Origin of the sequence: Xanthobacter aminoxidans, from assembly GCF_043193615.1 — a bacterium.
GTDB classification, from domain to species: domain Bacteria; phylum Pseudomonadota; class Alphaproteobacteria; order Rhizobiales; family Xanthobacteraceae; genus Xanthobacter; species Xanthobacter aminoxidans.
The window spans coordinates 183,811-203,276 of the sequence record NZ_JBAFUS010000001.1 but is presented as its reverse complement, the minus strand read 5'-3'; the positions used below and the strand labels follow the sequence as shown (position 1 = coordinate 203,276).

The 19,466-nt window shown below is 68.9% G+C and carries 20 protein-coding genes; 12 read left to right on the top strand and 8 right to left on the bottom strand.

The window, feature by feature from the left end; translation table 11 throughout:
- Positions 1 to 14: 14 nt before the first annotated feature.
- The 6 genes from nrdR to thiL are packed head-to-tail and all read left to right on the top strand — an operon-like array spanning position 15 to position 4,363.
- Positions 15 to 545, top strand: a complete 531-nt coding sequence (nrdR, locus tag V5F74_RS00950; protein ID WP_029558331.1) for a transcriptional regulator NrdR — start codon at positions 15 to 17, stop codon at positions 543 to 545.
- Positions 542 to 1,690 (top strand): bifunctional diaminohydroxyphosphoribosylaminopyrimidine deaminase/5-amino-6-(5-phosphoribosylamino)uracil reductase RibD, encoded by a 1,149-nt coding sequence (gene ribD, locus V5F74_RS00945; RefSeq protein ID WP_394005727.1) that lies wholly within the window; start codon positions 542 to 544, stop codon positions 1,688 to 1,690. The genes nrdR and ribD overlap by 4 nt, the downstream gene beginning before the upstream one ends.
- A gap of 1 nt (position 1,691) precedes the next feature.
- On the top strand, positions 1,692 to 2,306 hold the full coding sequence (locus V5F74_RS00940; protein ID WP_394005725.1) for a riboflavin synthase: 615 nt from the start codon (positions 1,692 to 1,694) through the stop codon (positions 2,304 to 2,306).
- Between the two features lie 52 nt (positions 2,307 to 2,358).
- Positions 2,359 to 2,850 carry a 6,7-dimethyl-8-ribityllumazine synthase gene (ribH, locus tag V5F74_RS00935; RefSeq protein WP_029558334.1) on the top strand — a complete coding sequence of 164 codons (492 nt, stop codon included), beginning with the start codon at positions 2,359 to 2,361 and terminating at the stop codon, positions 2,848 to 2,850.
- Positions 2,851 to 2,855: 5 nt separating this feature from the next.
- Positions 2,856 to 3,365, top strand: a complete 510-nt coding sequence (gene nusB, locus V5F74_RS00930; RefSeq protein WP_029558335.1) for a transcription antitermination factor NusB — start codon at positions 2,856 to 2,858, stop codon at positions 3,363 to 3,365.
- A gap of 2 nt (positions 3,366 to 3,367) precedes the next feature.
- Entirely contained in the window at positions 3,368 to 4,363 is a 996-nt protein-coding gene (thiL, locus tag V5F74_RS00925) for a thiamine-phosphate kinase (protein ID WP_029558336.1), read from the top strand.
- Positions 4,364 to 4,372: 9 nt separating this feature from the next.
- On the opposite strand, the gene V5F74_RS00920 is transcribed toward thiL, so the two are convergent.
- Positions 4,373 to 4,810: an EamA family transporter gene (locus tag V5F74_RS00920; RefSeq protein ID WP_374251162.1), complete on the bottom strand. Its 438-nt coding sequence runs from the start codon at positions 4,808 to 4,810 to the stop codon at positions 4,373 to 4,375.
- 148 nt (positions 4,811 to 4,958) lie between these two features.
- Between V5F74_RS00920 and dnaE the strand changes: the two genes are divergently transcribed.
- The 3 genes from dnaE to V5F74_RS00905 all read left to right on the top strand — a co-directional run bounded on the left by dnaE (position 4,959) and on the right by V5F74_RS00905 (position 10,407).
- Positions 4,959 to 8,423 carry a DNA polymerase III subunit alpha gene (gene dnaE / locus V5F74_RS00915; RefSeq protein WP_394007444.1) on the top strand — a complete coding sequence of 1,155 codons (3,465 nt, stop codon included), beginning with the start codon at positions 4,959 to 4,961 and terminating at the stop codon, positions 8,421 to 8,423.
- 66 nt (positions 8,424 to 8,489) lie between these two features.
- Positions 8,490 to 9,314, top strand: coding sequence for a sulfotransferase family protein (locus V5F74_RS00910; RefSeq protein WP_374251164.1), 825 nt, complete (start codon positions 8,490 to 8,492; stop codon positions 9,312 to 9,314).
- A 97-nt stretch (positions 9,315 to 9,411) separates the two neighbouring features.
- Complete coding sequence (locus V5F74_RS00905) at positions 9,412 to 10,407, top strand: AI-2E family transporter (RefSeq protein WP_197023020.1); 996 nt, start codon at positions 9,412 to 9,414, stop codon at positions 10,405 to 10,407.
- An 18-nt stretch (positions 10,408 to 10,425) separates the two neighbouring features.
- Here the strand turns inward: V5F74_RS00905 and V5F74_RS00900 are convergent, their stop codons facing one another.
- Both V5F74_RS00900 and queF read right to left on the bottom strand, forming a co-directional pair.
- A complete protein-coding gene (locus V5F74_RS00900) occupies positions 10,426 to 11,436 on the bottom strand; it encodes a DUF1835 domain-containing protein (protein WP_038193471.1) in 1,011 nt (336 codons plus the stop codon).
- 93 nt (positions 11,437 to 11,529) lie between these two features.
- Positions 11,530 to 11,982: a preQ(1) synthase gene (gene queF, locus V5F74_RS00895; RefSeq protein WP_029558343.1), complete on the bottom strand. Its 453-nt coding sequence runs from the start codon at positions 11,980 to 11,982 to the stop codon at positions 11,530 to 11,532.
- Positions 11,983 to 12,266: 284 nt separating this feature from the next.
- On the opposite strand from queF, the gene eno reads away from it, so the two are divergent.
- Positions 12,267 to 13,550: a phosphopyruvate hydratase gene (gene eno / locus V5F74_RS00890; RefSeq protein WP_029558344.1), complete on the top strand. Its 1,284-nt coding sequence runs from the start codon at positions 12,267 to 12,269 to the stop codon at positions 13,548 to 13,550.
- A 95-nt stretch (positions 13,551 to 13,645) separates the two neighbouring features.
- Here the strand turns inward: eno and V5F74_RS00885 are convergent, their stop codons facing one another.
- From V5F74_RS00885 to V5F74_RS00865, 5 genes are all read right to left on the bottom strand, one after another.
- Positions 13,646 to 14,683, bottom strand: coding sequence for a 3-hydroxyacyl-CoA dehydrogenase NAD-binding domain-containing protein (locus V5F74_RS00885; RefSeq protein WP_394005724.1), 1,038 nt, complete (start codon positions 14,681 to 14,683; stop codon positions 13,646 to 13,648).
- Positions 14,684 to 14,785: 102 nt separating this feature from the next.
- The gene (locus V5F74_RS00880; protein ID WP_374251168.1) at positions 14,786 to 15,457 is read right to left on the bottom strand and encodes a MarC family protein; all 672 of its coding nucleotides are present in this window, start codon (positions 15,455 to 15,457) and stop codon (positions 14,786 to 14,788) included.
- Positions 15,458 to 15,490: 33 nt separating this feature from the next.
- A complete protein-coding gene (locus V5F74_RS00875; RefSeq protein WP_394005722.1) occupies positions 15,491 to 16,240 on the bottom strand; it encodes an arginyltransferase in 750 nt (249 codons plus the stop codon).
- Between the two features lie 79 nt (positions 16,241 to 16,319).
- Positions 16,320 to 16,859 (bottom strand): RDD family protein, encoded by a 540-nt coding sequence (locus V5F74_RS00870; RefSeq protein WP_394005720.1) that lies wholly within the window; start codon positions 16,857 to 16,859, stop codon positions 16,320 to 16,322.
- 339 nt (positions 16,860 to 17,198) lie between these two features.
- Positions 17,199 to 17,567, bottom strand: coding sequence for a response regulator (locus V5F74_RS00865; protein ID WP_024279231.1), 369 nt, complete (start codon positions 17,565 to 17,567; stop codon positions 17,199 to 17,201).
- Between the two features lie 113 nt (positions 17,568 to 17,680).
- Here V5F74_RS00865 and V5F74_RS00860 point away from each other — a divergent pair, with 113 nt between their 5' ends.
- The gene (locus V5F74_RS00860) at positions 17,681 to 18,007 is read left to right on the top strand and encodes a DUF3572 domain-containing protein (protein WP_029558349.1); all 327 of its coding nucleotides are present in this window, start codon (positions 17,681 to 17,683) and stop codon (positions 18,005 to 18,007) included.
- 27 nt (positions 18,008 to 18,034) lie between these two features.
- Positions 18,035 to 19,336 carry a DNA polymerase IV gene (locus V5F74_RS00855; RefSeq protein ID WP_394005718.1) on the top strand — a complete coding sequence of 434 codons (1,302 nt, stop codon included), beginning with the start codon at positions 18,035 to 18,037 and terminating at the stop codon, positions 19,334 to 19,336.
- Positions 19,337 to 19,466: the final 130 nt, after the last annotated feature.

The window sequence follows — 19,466 nt, the reverse complement described above, 5'->3', positions numbered from 1 at the left end:
GGAAGGCGTGAAGGATGCGGTGCCCCTATTGCGGCGGCCTTGAGACGCAGGTGCGCGATTCCCGGCCGACGGAAGACAACACCGCCATCCGGCGCCGCCGCATCTGTCCCGATTGCGGCGGCCGCTTCACCACGTTCGAGCGGGTGCAACTGCGCGAGCTGATGGTGCTCAAGCGCTCCGGACGGCGCGTGCCGTTCGAGCGGGAGAAGCTGGAGAAGTCCGTCAGCGTCGCCCTGCGCAAGCGGCCGGTGGACAACGAGCGCGTGGAGCGGATGCTCAACGGCATCGTGCGCCAGCTGGAAAGCGTCGGCGAGGGCGACATCACCTCCGAGACCATCGGCGAGATGGTCATGGAGGGGCTGAAGCAGATCGACGACGTGGCCTACGTTCGCTTCGCCTCGGTCTATCGCAACTTCCGCGAGGCCAAGGATTTCGAGAACGCCCTCGCCGAACTCTCCCACGAGGGTGAGCCCCGCGCCGACGATGCCGAGCCGGCGGTGGAAAAGGCGCGCGCCCGGCCCACGACCCCGCGGAGCGGGGAATGAGCGGCCGTCCGGTGCCATCTGCGCCCGTCCTTTCGCCGCGCGAGGACGAGCTGTTCATGGCCGAGGCGCTGAAGGTCGGACAGACCGGCCTCGGCCGCACTTGGCCCAATCCCTCGGTTGGTGCCGTGGTGGTGCAGCATGTGGACGGCGTGCCGCGCGTCGTCTCCAGCGCCGCCACCGCCGCCACCGGCCGCCCCCATGCCGAGCCGCAGGCGCTCGCCGCCGCCGGTGAGCTGGCGCGCGGCTCGACGCTCTATGTCACCCTGGAGCCCTGCTCCCACCACGGCCGCACGCCGCCCTGCGCCGATGCCGTCATCAATGCCGGTGTCGCCCGCGTGGTCGCCGCCATTGAGGACCCCGACCATCGGGTGAAGGGCAGGGGCGTTGCCCGCCTGCGCGCCGCCGGCATCTGGGTCACGGTGGGCGTCGGGGCGGAGCAGGCCCTGTCCGATCACGCCGGCCATATCCGCCGCGTCACCGAGGGCCGGCCGCATGTGCTGGTGAAGATGGCGGTCTCCGCCGACGGCAAGGCCGCCCATGCCGGGCCGAAGCCGGCCGTCGTCACCGGCGCCGAGGCACGGGCGCGGGCACACCTCATGCGCGCCCATACGGACGCCATCCTTGTCGGCCTCGGCACCGTGCTCGCCGACGATCCCATGCTGACCTGCCGGCTGGAAGGCTTCGAGGCCCGCTCGCCGGTGCGCCTGGTACTGGATGCCGAGCTGGACATTCCGCTCACGGCCGCGCTGGTGCGCACCGCCTGCGACGTGCCCTTGTGGGTGATCGCCGCCGAGGATGCGCCCGCCCACCGTGCAGCCGCCCTCAACGAGCGCGGCGTCGAAGTGCTGCGCGCGCCGCGCGGGGCGGATGGGCACATCAATATTCCGGCCGTGGTCAAGCTGCTGGGCCTGCTCGGCCTCACCCGCATCATGGTGGAGGGGGGGCCGACCACCGCCGCCCGCTTTCTGGATGCGGGGGTGGTGGACGAGGTGGCGGTGTTCCGCAGCCCCGTCATTCTGGGGCCGGACGCTTACCCCGCTTTGGCCGGCCGTCCGCTCATCCGGCTGACCCAGCCGGTGGGATTTGCCGAGGTGGAGCGCGCGGAACTCGGCGCTGACCACCTCGTCCGCTTGTGGAGACGCTGAGATGTTCACCGGCATCGTGACCGACATGGGCGACCTCGTGAAGGTCGAGCGGAAGGGCGAGGTGAAGACCCTCACTGTCGCCACCGACTTCGACGCGGTCGGCATCGACATTGGCGCCTCCATCGCCCATGCGGGCGTGTGCCTCACCGTCACTTCGGTGACGGCTGGCGGCCCCCGCGCCACCCTCTTCACCGTGGATGCCGCGCCCGAGACGCTGGCCATCACCACGGTCGCGGGCTGGGACGAGGGCCGGCGCATCAATCTGGAGCGCTCGCTCAAGATGGGTGACGAACTGGGCGGCCACATGGTGTCCGGCCATGTGGACTGCACGGCGAAAGTGGTGTCGCGGGAGGATCTCGGCACCACCACGCGCTTCGTGTTCGAGGTACCAGAGAGACTGGCGCGCTTCGTCGCGGCCAAGGGCTCGGTGGCGCTCGACGGCACCTCGCTGACGGTCAACGAGGTGAACGGCAACACCTTCTCCTGCCTGCTCATTCCCCACACCCTCTCCGTCACCACCTGGGGTGGGGTGAAGGCCGGGGACACGGTGAATTTCGAGGCCGACCTGATGGCCCGTTATGCGGCCCGGCTTGCGGAGTTCCCCCGGGCCAGCTAGGCCTTCGGCCCAATTCCGGCGCGGTGCGCCGTCCAGATTTCGGAGAATGCCCATGGTCACGACGCGCAGGGAAACCGCCGTCGAAGCCGATGCCGCGCTCGAAGGCGCCCGCGTCGTCATCGTCGAAGGCCGCTATTACGAGGCGCTGGCCGACGAACTCCTCGCCGGCGCCCGCGCCGCGCTGGAGGCTGCCGGCGTCACGGTGGCGGTCATCACCGTGCCCGGGGCGCTGGAGATTCCCATCGCCGCCGAGATCGCCCTTGCCGCATACGAAGAGGGCGGCGAGCCGGTGGACGCGGTGGTGGGCCTCGGCGTGGTCATCCGCGGCGAGACCTTCCATTTCGACATCGTGGCCGGCGAATCCGCGCGCGGACTGATGGAACTGGGCATGGCCCACGCCCTGCCGGTGGGCAACGGCATCCTCACCGTGGACACCGAGGCGCAGGCCTGGGAGCGCGCCCGCGTCTCCGAGGGCAACAAGGGCGGCGGCGCCGCCGAGGCCGCGCTCAGCCTGCTGCGGCTGAAACGCCGGCTGGAAGCGTGACCGTCATGAGCGACCAAGCCAAAAGCCAGTCGAGCAGCCAGGCCGAAAAGACCGCGCCGCAGAAGCCCATGAAGAAGAGCGCAGCCCGCCTCGGCGCGGTGCAGGCGCTCTACCAGATGGACCTCGCCGCCACGCCCCTCAACGACGTGCTCGCCGAGTTCGAGAGCCACTGGCTCGGCCAGGAAGTGGAAGGCATCGAATTCCCCGAAGCCGACCGCCGGCTGTTCCGCTCGGTGGTGGAGGGCGTGCTGAACGCCCAGCGCCAGATCGATCCGTTGGTGGACGGCACCCTCTCCAAGGGCTGGCCGCTGAAGCGGGTGGAAGCGGTGCTGCGCGCCGTGCTGCGCGCCGGCGCCTTCGAGCTGATGGCGAAGGACCCGCCCGCCCGCGTGGTCATCACCGAATATGTGAATGTGGCCGGCGCCTTCCTCGACCGCGACGAGACCGGCATGGTGAATGCCGTACTCGATGCGCTGGCGCACGAGCTGCGGCCCGACGAATTCCGGGGCGCCTGAGAATGGAGGGCGGCGGCTCGGGCGAGGATCGCTTCATCGCCCGCTACTTCCGCCCCATCGCCGGGTCGCAGGGCGCGCTCGGCCTTCTGGACGATGCCGCGCTGCTGTCGCCACCCGAAGGCTGCGACCTTGTGCTGACCAAGGATGCAGTGGTCGCGGGGGTGCATTTCTTCCCCGACGATCCGCCCGCCGCCATCGCCCGCAAGGCGTTGCGGGTGAACCTCTCCGACCTCGCCGCCAAGGGCGCCGCGCCGATCGGCGCCTTGATGGCCATCGCCCTGCCCAAGGGCACGCCCGATGCGTGGATGGAAGCCTTCGCCGCCGGCCTCGGGGCCGATGCGGAGGCCTTCTCCTGCCCCATCCTCGGCGGGGACACGGTCTCCACCCCCGGCCCGGTGACGATCACCATCACGGCGCTGGGGGCCGTGCCCAAGGGTGAGTTCGTGCCGCGCACTGGGGCGCAGGCGGGCATGGCCATCTTCGTGTCCGGCACCATCGGCGACGCCGCCTTGGGCCTCCGGCTGCGGCAGGACGGCGATGCGCCGGCTTTCGCCGGGCTGTCCGGCGAGCAACGCGCGCATCTCCTCGACCGCTATCTCAATCCGCAACCGCGCCTTGCCCTTGCCCGCGTCCTGCGGCGGCATGCGGCGTCCGCCATGGATGTGTCGGACGGGCTCGCCGGCGACCTCGCCAAGATGCTCGCCGCCTCCGGCTGCGGCGGCAAGGTGGAGGCGCGGCGCGTACCCCTCTCAGTGGCGGCTGCCGCTGCGGTGAAGGCCGATCCGGGCCTGCTCGCGGTGGCCCTGTCGGGCGGCGACGATTATGAGATCCTTGCCTGCGTGCCCCATGCGGCCGTTCCCGCTTTCACGATCGAGGCGGCGCAGGCCGGCGTGCCCGTGGCGCTGATCGGCGAGACGCGGGAAGGCTCCGGCCTTGATGTGACCGACGCCGGCGGCCATCCGCTCGATCTCGGCAGCGGCAGCTACAGCCACTTCTGAAGGCTGCCCTCAGCCGAGCGCCACCAGCACCGCCCCCGCCGCGATGAGCGCGACGCCGAGGGCGGCGACCGCCGACAGCTTTTCGCCCAGGAAGATCACCCCGAACACGGCCACCAGCACGACGCTGAGCTTGTCTACCGGCGCCACGCGGGCGGCATCGCCCATCTTCAGCGCGCGGAAGTAGCACAGCCACGAGGCGCCGGTGGCGAGCCCGGACAGCAGCAGGAACGTCCAGGTGCGTCCCGACACGCTCGCGACTGGCTGCCATGCGCCGCGCGCGAGGGCGATGGCCGCCACCAGTGCGAGGATGACGACCGTTCGAATGAGCGTCGCGAAGTCGGAATCCACGCCCGCCACGCCCACCTTGGCGAAGATGGCCGTGAGCGCGGCGAAGGCGGCCGAGAGGACGGCCCAGAACACCCAGTTGGCGAGAAGCGACCGCGTCATGCCGGCTCCGATTGGATTTCCCGCGAGAATAGCGCCCCGGTGGCCGGAGGATAGCGGGCATGGATGCCGCACACCCTTTCGCGGGCGGCAATCGGGGCTACCTTAAGGGAGAACGAATCCCCGCTCAGTGAACGGCGCTCCGAGCCTCATGTCCGATCCCGGCTTCATCCACCTGCATGTCCATTCCTCCTATTCGCTGCTGGAGGGTGCGCTCTCCGTCGGCAAGCTGGCGGATCTGGCGAAGGCGGACTATCAGCCGGCCATCGCGCTGACCGACACCGGCAATCTCTTCGGCGCGCTTGAGTTCTCCGAGAAGATGTCGGGTTCGGGCATCCAGCCCATTCCCGGCGTGTCGCTGGCGCTTGATCTGCCGGATGCGGCCGGGCCGCGCGGCGGCCTGCGGCCGAAGAAGCCCCGCGTGGTGCTGCTGGCCAAGGATGACGCGGGCTGGCGCAACCTCATGCGCCTCGTCTCCCGTTCCTTCCTCGAAACCGCGAGCGAGGACGAGCCGCGCATCCTGCCCGAATGGCTGGCCGAGGCGAACACCGGCCTCATCTGCCTCACGGGCGGCCCGTCGGGCCCGCTGGACCGCGCCATCGTCGGCGGCCATCCGGAGATGGCGGCCGACCGGCTGGACCTGCTCGCCTCCCTCTTCGGCGACCGCCTCTACGTGGAGGTGCAGCGCCACGGTGCCGATCCCGAGCGGCTGGCCGAGCCGGCGCTGCTTGAGCTCGCCTATGCCAAGGGCGTTCCGCTGGTGGCGGCCAACGAACCCTTCTTCGCGGCAAAGTCCGACTTCGAGGCCCATGACGGCCTCCTGGCCATCGCCGAGGGGCGTCTTCTCTCGGAAGGCGACCGGCGGCGGCTGACGGCGGAGCACCGCTTCAAGACCCGCGCCGAGATGCTGGAATTGTTCGCGGACCTGCCCGAGGCGACCGCCAACACGGTGGAGATCGCGAAGCGCTGCGCCTATCGCGTGCGCACGGTGAAGCCCATCCTTCCGCGCTTCACCACGGCGGACGAGAAGGCCGAGGGCTCCGACCCGCTGGAGGCAGAGGCCGCAGAATTGAAGCGGCAGGCGGAGGAGGGGCTCGCGGCCCGCCTCGCCAAGCACGGGCCGGCGCCGGGACTGGACGAGGCCGCCTATCACGAGCGCCTCGCCTACGAGGTCTCGGTCATCACCAAGATGAAGTTCCCCGGCTACTTCCTCATCGTGTCGGACTTCATCAAGTGGGCCAAGGCGCACGACATTCCGGTGGGGCCTGGGCGTGGCTCGGGCGCCGGCTCGCTGGTGGCCTATTCGCTCCAGATCACGGACCTTGATCCGCTCCGGTTCGGCCTGCTGTTCGAGCGCTTCCTGAACCCGGACCGCGTGTCCATGCCCGACTTCGACGTGGACTTCTGTCAGGAGCGCCGCGACGAGGTGATCCGCTACGTCCAGGAGCGCTACGGCCGGGCGCAGGTGGCGCAGATCATCACCTTCGGTACGCTGCAGGCGCGCGGCGTGCTGCGCGACGTGGGGCGCGTGCTGGAGATGCCCTATGGGCAGGTGGACAAGCTGTGCAAGCTCGTCCCGCAGAACCCGGCCAATCCCGTCACCCTGAAGCAGGCCATCGAGGACGAGCCGCGCCTTCAGGCGGCGCGCGATCAGGAAGAGGTGGTCAAGCGCGCCTTCGACATCGCGGTGAAGCTGGAGGGGCTGAACCGCCACGCCTCCACCCACGCCGCCGGCATCGTGATCGGCGATCGCCAGCTCCATGAGCTGGTGCCGCTCTATCGCGATCCCAGATCCGACATGCCGGTCACCCAGTACAACATGAAATGGGTGGAGCAGGCCGGCCTCGTGAAGTTCGACTTCCTCGGCCTCAAGACGCTCACCACCATCGAGAAGGCGGTGAAGCTGGTGCACCAGCGGGGCATCGACCTCGATATCTCCAAGATCCCGCTCGACGATGCCAAGACTTACCACATGCTCGGCAAGGGCGAGACGGTGGGCGTGTTCCAGGTGGAAAGCGCGGGCATGCGCCGGGCGCTGGTGGACATGAAGGCCGACCGCATCGAGGACATCGTGGCCCTCGTCGCCCTCTACCGGCCGGGCCCCATGGCCAACATCCCGGTCTATTGCGACTGCAAGCACGGCCGGGCGACGCCGGACTACCTCCACCCCATGCTGGAGCCGTACCTGAAGGAGACGTTCGGCGTCATCATCTATCAGGAACAGGTGATGCAGATCGCCCAGGCCATGGCGGGCTATTCGCTGGGCGAAGCCGACCTGCTGCGCCGCGCCATGGGCAAGAAGATCCGCGCCGAGATGGAGAAGCAGCGCGAGCGCTTCGTCTCCGGCGCCGCCGGGCGGGGCATCGAGAAGGCGCAGGCCGACACCATCTTCGACCTCTTGGCGAAGTTCGCCGACTACGGCTTCAACAAGTCCCACGCGGCGGCCTATGCGCTCGTCGCCTACCAGACGGCATGGCTGAAGGCGAACTACCCCACCGAGTTCCTCGCCGCCTCCATGACGCTCGATAAAGGCAACACCGACAAGCTCGCGGAATTCCGGCAGGAGGCGCAGCGGCTCGGCATCGAGGTGGTGCCGCCGAACATCAACCTGTCCGCCCGCGAGTTCGGCGTGAAGGACGGCAAGATCATCTACGCCATGGCCGCCATCAAAGGCGTGGGCGAGGCGGCAGTGGACGCGCTGGTGGCGGCGCGGGGCGACCGGCCGTTCCGCTCGTTCGGCGACTTCGCCGCGCGTCTGCCGGTGAAGCTCGTCAACAAGCGCACGCTGGAAAGCCTGATGGCCGCCGGCTGCTTCGATGTGCTGGAGAAGAACCGCGCCCGCGCCTTCGCCGCCATCGAGCCCATCGTGGCCGAGGCGCAACGGGTGGAGGCCAACGCCCAGTCCGGCCAGAACGACATGTTCGGCTCCGGTCCGGCCGCGGCAGCCTCCCTCCCCATTCCCGAGGCGTCGCCCTGGCTGCCCTCGGAGCGGCTGCAGCGGGAATATGATTCCATCGGCTTCTTTCTCACCGGCCATCCGCTAGACGACTATGCCGAGGCGCTGAAGAAGATGCGGGTGCAGTCCTTTGCCGACTTCTCCCGCGCGGTGCGCTCCGGCGCGGCGGCCGGGCGGCTGGCGGCGACGGTGGTCTCCAAGCAGGAACGGCGCACCAAGTCCGGCACGCGCATGGGCATCGTCGGCCTCTCCGATCCCTCGGGGCACTACGAGGCGGTGATCTTCTCTGAAGGCCTCGCGCACTACCGCGACCTGCTGGAGCCCGGCACCCCGCTGCTCATGATGGTCGCCGCCGAGATGAACGGCGAGGATGTGCGCGTGCGCATCAATTCCTGCGAGAAGCTCGATCCTGTCACGGCGAAGCACCAGAAGGGCCTGCGCATCTTCCTGCGCTCGCCCGAGCCCATCGAGGGCATCGCGCGCCGCCTGTCGGACGGAAAGACGGGGGGCAGCGGGGCCGGCGAGGTGAGCCTGATCCTGCTGGTCGACGACGCCCATGCCGAGGTGGAGGTAAGTTTGCCCGGCAAATATTCCGTGTCGCCGCAGATTGCCGGGGCCATCAAGGCCATTCCCGGTGTCGTGGCGGTTGAAGCCGCGTGACGGTGCGTCTATCAGACCTTCCGTAAGCGGCGGGAGCGGGCGGCCCTGTCGTTCAAGGAGCCTTCCGTGACGACATACAAGCGCGCCGTTCTGGTGCTGGGCATGCACCGCAGCGGCACATCGGCGCTCACCCGCATCATCAACCTGATGGGCTTTTCGGCCCCGAAGACCCTCATGGCCGCCACAGAAGCCAATGAGGCTGGCTTCTGGGAGAGCGAGGTCTTCATGGACCTCGACGAGCGCATCCTGAAGGCCTGCGGCCACAAATGGTCCTCCCGCAAGGTGATGGGCGGGGACGTGATGGCGGCGGCCCGCAGCTCGGGCCTTCTCGATGAGGTGCGCCGCGCGCTCGCCGACGAATACGGCGATGCGCCCGACATCGTTCTCAAGGATCCCCGCATTTCCCGTCTCATGGCCATCTATGATCCGGTGCTGAAGAAGGCGGGCTACCGCATCGTGCCGTTTCTCGCCCTGCGCAACCCGGTGGAGGTGGCCGCCTCCCTCACCAAGCGGGACGGCTTCGACCTCGGCAAGGGGCTCGGCATCTGGCTGCGCTACACGCTCGATTCCGAGATCGCGACGCGCGGCATGCCGCGCACCGTCATCTCGTTCGACGGTCTGATGGCCGACTGGCGCGGCACCATGGACCGCGCCGGGCGCCAGCTGGGCGAACAGTGGCCTGAGCTTCCTTCGGAAAGTCTCGCCGAGATCGACGGCACTCTGAAGCCGAGCCTGCGCCACCACGCGCTGCCGCCGCCCTCCCGCACCACCTGGCGGGGCCTGCTCGCCGCGCAGACATTCGACGCCATGCAGCGGCTGATGGTCGATCCGCAGGATCGCGCGGCCTGCCGCCGCCTCGATCTGGTCCGGGCGGTGTTCCGGCCCCTTTGACTTTCCGGTGCGCGGACGGTGGCGTTTCGCGCTATGAAGCCGCTAACGCATCGAACATCCGCGAGCATCTGGGGGTACCATGGTTTCGGACCGGGACGTGGCACGGCGTGTCGCCATCGCGTGCATCGTCATCGCGCTCGCATGGCTGTCGTGGAAGATATACGACGTCATCCTCCAGGTGTTCGCCGCGTGCCTCGTCTCCCTGGCGCTCCATGCGCTTGCCGAGCCCTTCGCCAAGTGGACGCGCTTTCCCGAGCGGTATGCGGTGATCCCCGTGGGGATCCTCGTCTTCGGCGGGCTCGGGCTCGCGCTCTACCTGTTCGGCTCCACCATCCAGGTGCAGGTGACGCAGCTGGTGAATGAGCTGCCCTCGGCCTGGGCCGAATTCGAGCAGCGTTTCCATCTGGAAGGTCTCGGCGACGATCTCCTCAAGCGGGCGGAGGCGGCGGCACCCTCCAGCGACACGCTTCTCTCGGTCGTGCAGGGCTTCACGTCCAACCTGTTCCAGGTGGTTCTGGGCGTGTTCCTGGTGGTGGTGGGCGGCATCTATTTCGCCGTCTCGCCGGAGCTTTACCGCCGCATGTTCCTGTCACTGTGGCGCCCCTCCGAGCGTCCGACGGCGGCGCGGCAGCTCGCGATGGTGTCGGAGGACCTCAGGCACTTCCTCAAGGCGCAGCTCATCGCCATGGTGGTGGTGGGCGTGCTCACCTTCATCGGCCTCACCATCGTGGGCGTGCCTTCCTCGCTGGCCTTGGCCCTGTTCGCCGGTCTCGCCGAATTCGTGCCGATGATCGGCCCGGTGATGGCGGCCGCCCCGGCGGTGCTGATCGCGCTGACCATGGGCGCGGACACCGGGCTTTGGACGCTTCTGGTCTTCGTCGGCGTGCAGCAGGCGGAGAGCAACATCATCACGCCGCTGCTGCAGCAGCGCATGGTGTCCCTCCCGCCGGCGGTGACGCTGTTCGCGGTGGTGGCGTTCGGCAGCATTTTCGGCGCGTTGGGCGTGGTGCTGGCGACCCCGCTGACCGTGGTCGCCTTCGCCGCCTTCAAGGCGCACAGCGAGCAGGTCGCCGAGGAGGACGCCGCGGCCTGAGGTCGCCGCCGTCCCCACTTAGTTCGGCAGCACCAGCCGCCCCGCCGCCCGATCATAGCGCCACATGGCGCCGGCGCAGATGCGCGTGCCGCCGAGATGGCGCTCCACCCCATTGTTGGCCGCGTGGTCGAAGGCGCCCTTGAGCGCAGCCGACCCGGCCGCCGTGAGGGAGACCTCGGCCGCAGCATAGGCCCGATAGCTGCGCTCCGCGGCGCCATCCTCGCCGGGCGTGAAACTCAGGCTCGGCGCCTCGCTGGAGCGGAAGGGCAGGCCGGTGACGAGCGGCTCATGGGCGAAGGCGAGGCCGTCGAGGCGCAGGAAGAAGGGCAGGTCGGCCAGGAACTGCGCCTGATCCATGGAATGGACCGCCGCATAGAGGTGCGCCACCTTCATCGGCCCACCGGCCAGATGCCGCAGCATCCGCTCCTCGGTCAGCGACAGGCCACTGCCCGGCGCCGGCAGCTCGCAGACGAGGCGGGAGAGGGCGGGCGACAGGTAGGGCAGCGCCTCGTGCGGGCGTTCGAGGAAGGTGGACAGCGGGCGCGGCGTCGGCGCGGTGAACGCCTCCCACGCCTGTCGCGCGGTCTCCATCTGGACATGGGTGACGGGAGTGCGCTGCGCTTCAAGGGCGCGCAGGTCCTCAAGCTCCATCACGGCGAGGTAGTGGGAGGCCTGGACCAGGCTCACCCCCATGCGCTCGGGCTCATGGGCGAGGTAGTCGAGGATCTGGATCAGCTGGAGCTGGTCGTAGAGATCGTGCTCGAACCACAGCTCCACTTCGCCATAGGCCGAATGCACCTCCATCTGCGCGTCGCGATGGGCGAAATCGGCCCGGACCTCGTCGAACGGCAGACCCAGGGCGGAAGAGAGGAAGTCGGCCCTGACGTCGGAGACGTCGTCGAGCAGGGTGGCGGCGGGCACCGGCCCGTCATGCAGCATGTCCCGCCACGGGATGATATGGCCCTTGATCCCCGCCTCGCGCAGGCGCTCGGCCGCGCTGTCGCCGTTGGTCACGATGAGCTTCGGCATGCTGATGCCCTCGGGTTGTCGACGCAGCGGTCTCGCCGCAGCCGTCTCGTTCATCCCCCCGTCGGCCGGCTCTCGCGACCGTCAGCCCCAGCTTCACCCGCGACCGCGATAGGGCGCAACCCCCGTGTCGGGAAGCCAGGCGCCCTCCGGCAGCTTACCCGTTTGCCAGAACACGTCGATGGGAATGCCGCCGCGCGGATACCAATAGCCGGCAATGCGCAGGAAGCGCGGCTCCAGCAGCGTCACCAGCCTTTTGCCCACCGCAACCGTGCAATCCTCGTGGAACGCGCCATGGTTGCGGAAGCTGCCCAGATAGAGCTTGAGCGACTTGGATTCCACGAGGTGCAAATTGGGCACGTAGTCGATGACGAGATGGGCGAAATCAGGCTGGCCCGTCACCGGGCAGAGCGATGTGAACTCGGGGCAGGTGAAGCGCGCCACGTAATCGGCATCGGGATGGGGATTGGGCACGCGGTCGAGCACCGCCTCCTCGGGGGACGGGGGCAGGGCGCTCTGGGCGCCGAGCTGCAACGGGCGGTCGGTCATCACGCTTCCTTGGGAATGGATCGGCGGCATAGCTTTCGGGCCGGCAATGTTCAACCGCCGTCGGGCGGTTTTGCGACCGATCACCTCTTTGCGATCAAGCCCCTTCGCATCAGCGAAGGTTCGCGCTAGAAGCACGGCGCCTGGAGGGCGCCTCGCCTTCCACTCCCGGGGGCGGGCGAGGTTGAAGGGTGAGGGGGTCCGTCACGGCCCCGCGGGCAGCCGTCAGGCCGCCGCCGCTCGCCGCCGCGGGACGCCCACGCGGGACACCAAGGGAAGGGACCTTCATGACCGCCATCGTGGATATCATCGGCCGCGAGATTCTCGACAGCCGCGGCAATCCCACCGTCGAGGTGGACGTGGTGCTGGAAGACGGCTCCCTCGGCCGCGCCGCGGTCCCCTCGGGTGCCTCGACCGGCGCCCACGAGGCGGTCGAGCTGCGCGACGGCGACAAGAGCCGCTATCTCGGCAAGGGCGTGTCCAAGGCCGTGGACGCGGTGAACGGCGAGATCTTCGACGCCGTCGGCGGCTACGAGGCCGAGGACCAGGCCCACATCGACGCCGTGCTGCTCGGTCTCGACGGCACCCCCAACAAGGCCCGCCTCGGCGCCAACGCCATCCTCGGCGTGTCGCTGGCGGTGGCCAAGGCCGCCGCGCAGGCGAGCGGCCTGTCGCTCTACCGCTATGTGGGCGGCGTGAACGCCCGCGTGCTGCCGGTGCCCATGATGAACATCGTCAATGGCGGCGCCCATGCGGACAACCCCATCGACTTCCAGGAATTCATGATCCTGCCCGCCGGCGCCTCCTCCTTCGCCGAGGGCCTGCGCTGGGGCGCGGAGATCTTCCACACGCTGAAGAGCGGCCTGAAGAGCGCCGGCCACAACACCAACGTGGGTGACGAGGGCGGCTTCGCCCCCAACCTCGCCTCCGCCGAGGCGGCGCTGGACTTCGTGATGGGCGCCATCGAGAAGGCCGGCTTCAAGCCGGGCGACGACGTGTTCATCGGTCTCGACTGCGCCTCCACCGAGTTCTTCAAGGACGGCGCCTATCACTATGAAGGCGAGGGCAAGGTGCGCGACATCGAGGCCCAGGTGAAGTACCTGGCCCAGCTCGTGGCCGGCTATCCCATCGTCACCATCGAGGACGGCATGGCCGAGGACGACTGGGCCGGCTGGAAGCTCCTCACCGACACCATCGGTTCCAAGTGCCAGCTGGTGGGCGACGACCTGTTCGTCACCAACGTCGAGCGCCTGTCGCGCGGCATCAAGGACGGCGTGGGCAACGCCATCCTGGTGAAGGTGAACCAGATCGGCTCCCTCACCGAGACGCTGGACGCGGTGGAAATGGCCCACAAGGCCGGCTATCGCGCCGTGATGTCCCACCGCTCCGGCGAGACCGAGGATTCCACCATCGCCGACCTCGCGGTGGCGACGAACTGCGGGCAGATCAAGACCGGCTCGCTGGCCCGCTCGGACCGCACCGCCAAGTACAACCAGCTGCTGCGCATCGAACAGGAACTGGGCGACTCGGCCCGCTACGCCGGCAAGGCCGCGATCAAGTCGCTGGCCTGATCCCTCCGTGCCGCGCGCGTGCGCGGCGGTGACGGAAATACGAAAGGTCGCTGCGGGCTTGGGCTCGCGGCGGCCTTTTCTTTTTTATCGTTCTCTCAGTCGTCGCCGCGCACCGCGATCGGGTCGCTGTCGGGGAAGCTCTCTTCCAGCGCCTCGTCCAGCCGCGCGCTGATCTCGGCCTGTTCGTCGCGCACATCGGCGGCGCGCTTGAGGGCGACGAGCTGGGTGAGCAGCGCATCGCGCCGCTGCGCCAGATCCGTCATGGAGCGGCCGGCGGCCTCGGCTTCCACGCCGGCCACCAGCGCGGCCTGAAGCTCCGGTGTCATGGCCGGGGCGCCGAGGTCGTCCCACCACGTTTCCACCGCCGGCAGCAGGTGGTGCATGAACTGTCCGAGCCCGCCCGCGCCGCCGCCGAGATGGAAGGTCATGTGCTGGCCCATGAGCGCCCAGCGCAGGCCGGGGCCCTCGGACACGGCGGCGTCCACATCCTCCACCGAGGCGACGCCCTCCGCCACCAGATGGATCGCCTCGCGCCACAGGGCGGCCTGCAGACGGTTCGCCACATGGCCGGGCACTTCCTTGCGGATCTCGATGGGGTGCTTGCCGAGCCAGCGGTAGAAGGCCATGGCCCGGGCGATGGCGTCGCGGCTCGCATGGGCTCCGCCCACCACCTCCACCAGCGGGATGAGGTGGGGCGGGTTGAAGGGATGGCCGATGAGGCAGCGCTCGCGGTGGCGGCAGCCCTCGGAGATGCGGCTCGCCAGCAGGCCGGAGGACGACGAGGCGATCACCACCTCCGGCGGCAATACCGCGTCGAGGGCGGGAAACAGCTTCTGCTTCACTTCGTAGCGCTCGGGCGCATTCTCCTGCACGAAATCGGCGCCCTCCACCGCGGCCACCGGGTCCGGCTCGAAGCGCCACGTGGTGGGGTCGATCCAGTCCTCGCCGCCGAGCTGGGACAGTACCGGCCAGGCCCCGGTAATCAGCGCCTGCGTCGCCTCCCGCGCGCCGGGGGCGGGATCGCTCACCACCACTTCCAGCCCGCGCGAGAGGAAGAGCGCGGCCCAGCTGGCCCCGATGGTGCCGGCCCCGATCACGGCGACGCGGCGGATGGGGGGATTGAGATGGGACATGGTGCAGCTCCGGAGCGGCAGGGGAGATGCACAGTTCTAGCAGCATGCGGGTGTGCGCTGCACCGCTCTAGAGGTATGCCAGGATTGTCCCGACGTTTGCCCTCAGCGGGGCAATTGCGTGACGAGCGCCTCCACGCCCATCCAGATGATCTGGACGCCAATGGCGAACAGGATGAAGGCGAACAGGCGAACCAGCACGTTGGTGCCGGTCTTGCCCAGCACCCGCTCCAGCGTGGGCGCCTCGCGGAACGAGAAATAGACCGTCAGCGACACCGCCAGGAGCCCGGCCAGCGCGCCGAGCACGCTGGAAAGCTGAAACAGAGGATCGGTCTTCCAGGTGGGTGTGTGGCCGGCCGCGAGTGCCACCGTCGCGGCGATGGAGCCGGGGCCGACCGTCAGGGGGAGCGTGAGGGGATAGAAGGCCTCGTCCTGCGCCCGCGCCTCGTCCAGTTCCACGCCCTGCGCCTTGCCGGGGGCGTTCTCATCCTCATGCAGGATATTCCAGCCCACCACCGCCACCACCAGCCCGCCGGCGATCCGCAGCACCGGCAGCGAAATGCCGAAGAACAGGAGGATCTGCGAGCCGATGGCCAGCGACCCAAACAGCAGCAGGAAGCCGTAGATCGCCACGCTGCGTGCGATGCGCTCGCGCACCTGCGGCGAGCAGCGGCGCACGAAGGTGAGGAAGATGGGCGCCGTCCCGAGCGGGTTCACGATAGGAAAGAGCGCCGCGAACACGGTGATGAAGATGTTGACCGCGTTGGTCAGATGCATCCGGCCCCCCCTGCGCGGTGCCTTGCCCCGGCTCTAGTCTTCGATGCGCTCCCAGCCATGGGGCGAGAGGCGCTCCTGCGGCAGGAAGCGGCGCTTGTAGTCCATCTTCCGCGACCCCTGCACCCAATAGCCCAGATAGACGTAAGGCAGGCCCATCTGCCGCGCCCGCGTCACATGATCGAGGATCAGGTAGGTGCCCAGCGAGCGGTCCTGCGCCAGCGGGTTGTAGAAGGAATAGACCATGGAGAGGCCATCGGAGAGGATGTCGGTGAGGGCCACCGCCATCAGGTCTCCGGTGCCGCGCTCGAGGATGCGGCTGTCCGGCCCGCGCTTGCGGTATTCCACCAGCCGGGTGTGGACGTGGGTGTCCTCCACCATCATGGCGTAGTCGAGCACGCTCATGTCCGCCATGCCGCCGGTGCCGTGGCGGGAGGTCACGTAGGTGCGGAACAGGCTGTATTGCTCGGAGGTGGGCGTGGGCGGCTTCACCTGCCCCACGATGTCGGCGTTGTGCGCCTGCACCCGCCGGCAGCTGCGGCTCTCCTGGAAATCCGCCACGCAGATGCGCACCGAGACGCAGGCCTTGCAGCCCTCGCAGGCGGGGCGATAGGCGATGGATTGGCTGCGACGGAATCCACCCTGCGTCAGCACGTCGTTGAGCGCGGCCGCGCGGTCGCCGACGAGGTGGGTGAACACCTTCCGCTCCTCCCTGCCCGGGAGGTAGGGGCAGGGGGAGGGCGCCGTCAGATAGAATTGTGGTGTGTCGCGGGGGTGCTCACTCACGGGGATCTGGCCTCTGAACCAGGATCATCGCGCCTGCGTGCAGGCCCGTCAAAGGCGCAGTCGCCGGGAGGGTGAAATTTCAGCGGATGCGGCGCAGCGCCTCGGCCCGATCGGCGCTGTTGATGACCACCGTGCCGCAGAGAAAATCGTGCAGCAGCCGGCGCCGGTCGTTGAACAGGCCCACCAGCAGCACGAACGGGGTCAGCACCGAAACCGACACCCAGAAGCACACCGCGCGCACCCCGCCGAGCAGCGCGTAGCAGGGCGCGCCGTACCAGGTGCGCAACTCGATCTCCATGAGTCGCATGCCGAGGGTGGCGGAGGCGGGCGAGCCGAGGGTGAAGGCATAATAGGCGACGGCCCACACGACGAAGACCGGTCCGGTCAGCCAGAACAGCAGCCAGCCGAGGCCCAGCGTCACGATGCCGAACACGAACACGAACACGCCGAACAGGACCACCGGCCCGATGACCATCAGCGCATCCACCAGGAAGGCGATGATGCGGCGGGAGAGAACGCCCTCGAACAGTTCGGGCTGCGTCACCGGATCGAACGCGTGCGGCCGATAGGCGATATCGGTGTCGGCAGGCTCGCGGGACGTGTCGCCGGTGGTGCTCATGGCAATGCAACTCCTTCAGCACGCAAACGTGGTGACGACGCGCGGGCGACGCAAGGGGACGCAATGACCGGGAGAGCAGGGACCAGGAGAGCAGGAGGGGGAGAGGATAGGCTGGCCGGCGGGGAGCGGGCGGGGAGGCCTCCCGCGACGCTCACCCACCGGCCAAACCCCACGGACCCAGGAGATGCGGCGGACCTGAGCACTCCGTAGGGTTGTCTGGCAGCGAAAGGGCCTCTGGACCGGCATGGCCGGTCGCGCACCTTCCGCCTCGCATCTGGAAGCCACGAAGACTAGCACAACGGGGCGAAAGGAAAAGCCGGTGATTCGGCTGTCCCCACCTCAGCCGCCGGTGTACTGGCGCACCGTCTCAAGGAAGCGCGCCACCGAGATGGGCTTGGAGAGATAGGCCTCGCAGCCGCCGGCGCGGATGCGCTCCTCGTCGCCCTTCATGGCGAAGGCGGTGACGGCCACCACGGGGATGGCGCGCAGTTCGGGATCGGCCTTCAGCTTGCGGGTGACATCGAGGCCGGAAATCTCCGGCAGCTGGATGTCCATGATGATGAGGTCCGGCCGGTTGGCGCGGGCCAGCTCCACCGCCTCCACGCCGGAGCGCGTCTCTACCGTGCGATAGCCGTGCGCCTCCAGGAGATCGTGGAAGAGCTTCATGTTGAGCTCGTTGTCCTCCACGATCATCACCGTCTTGGTCATCGCGTCCCCCGAAACCCGGCCCGACTTCGCCGCATCCTGCCACCCTTCGCAGCACGCGGCGAACGTGCTGGAATGCCGCCGACAGCTAGACCCCAATCCTTGCGGAAGCGCAAATGCCCATTCAGGACAAACCAAGGGGCCTCAAGGCCCAGCGTGATGCGGCGCAGGAGGTGGCGGTTTCCGCCCTCTCCTTCATCGCCGCCGATGGCGAGCGCCTCGTGCGATTCCTCGCCGAGACCGGCCTCACCCCCGCTAACCTGCGCGAGGCGGCGGGCCGGCGCGATTTCGGCGCCGGCGTGCTCGCCTTCGTGCTCAACGACGAGCCCCTTCTCCTTGCCTTCGCCGCCGAAAAGGGTCTCGATCCGCGCCATGTGGCCGCTGCCCACGAGATCCTCTCGCCGCCCATCGACCCGGACGCCATCGTCCGCCGTCCCATGTAGCCGGCGGCGCGGGCCGTCCCCAAAGCCATGACCGCGCCCGGCCTCTGCCGAGACTGCCTTTCGGACGTTTCCGCCGCTGCCGGGTCGCGCGGCCTGCGGTGCGTCGCCTGCGGCAGCCCGCGGGTGGTGCGGCATGGCGAACTGCACAGCCTCAGCGTCGCCCATGTGGATTGCGACGCCTTCTACGCGGCGGTGGAAAAACGGGACAATCCCGACCTCGCGCACGTCCCGCTCATCATCGGCGGCGGCAAGCGCGGGGTGGTCTCCACCGCCTGCTACATCGCCCGCATCCACGGCGTGCGCTCGGCCATGCCCATGTTCAAGGCGCTGGCCCTGTGCCCGGATGCGGTGGTGCTGAAGCCCAACATGGAGAAATACGTGAAGGTCGGCCGCGAGGTGCGCGCCCGCATGAAGGCGCTGACCCCGCTGGTGGAGCCGCTCTCCATCGACGAGGCCTTCCTCGATCTCTCGGGCACGCAGGCCCTGCATCAGGCGAGCCCCGCGCGCACACTGGCGCGCTTCGCCCGCGATGTGGAGCGCGAGGTCGGGATCACGGTTTCGGTCGGGCTCGCGGCCAACAAGTTCCTCGCCAAGATCGCCTCGGACCTGGACAAGCCGCGCGGCTTCTCGGTGATCGGCCAGAGCGAGGCGGCCGAATTTCTGGCGCCGCGCCCGGTCACCTTCATCTGGGGGGTCGGGGCGGCCTTCGGTGGCAAGCTGGCGCGGGATGGCTTTACCACCATCGGCGATCTCCAGCGCGCCGAACCGGCCGACCTCGCCCGCCGCTACGGCGCAGAGGGCCTGCGGCTCTCGCGCCTCGCCTTCGGCCTCGACACCCGCAAGGTGGAGCCGGAGCGGGAGGCGAAGAGCGTGTCCGCAGAGACCACCTTCGACCGCGACATCGGCGCCCTGCGCCCGCTGGAGCAGACGCTCTATGCACTCTCCGAGGAAGTGAGCGACCGCCTGAAGCGCGCCGGCATCGCCGGACGCTCCGTGACCCTGAAGCTGAAGAGCGCCGATTTCCGTCTGCGCACCCGCTCACGGACGCTGGAGGCGCCCACCTGCCTCGCCGCCCGCATCAACGCGGCCGCCCATGAGCTGCTGTTGAAGGAGATGGACGGGACCCTCTTCCGGCTCATTGGCGTCGGCGTCTCGGACCTCGGCCCCATCGCCGATGCCGACCCGGCTGATCTCGTGGACACAACCAGCCAGCGCCTCAAGGCGACCGAAACAGCCATGGACGCCCTGCGCGCCAAGTTCGGCCGGGGCGCGGTCTCCCGCGGCATCCTCCTCGACGCCACCACCGATCGTCGCGACAGAAAGCGGTGACGGCTCTCACGCCGCTGACACCGCACAGGCGGAACGCGGAAGGCACCCGGGCGCTTTCCTCTTCAGGAGGGCGCGCCATGAACCACGTGATCGGTATCATCTGAGAGGAAAAAGGCGGGTTTCGTCTGAG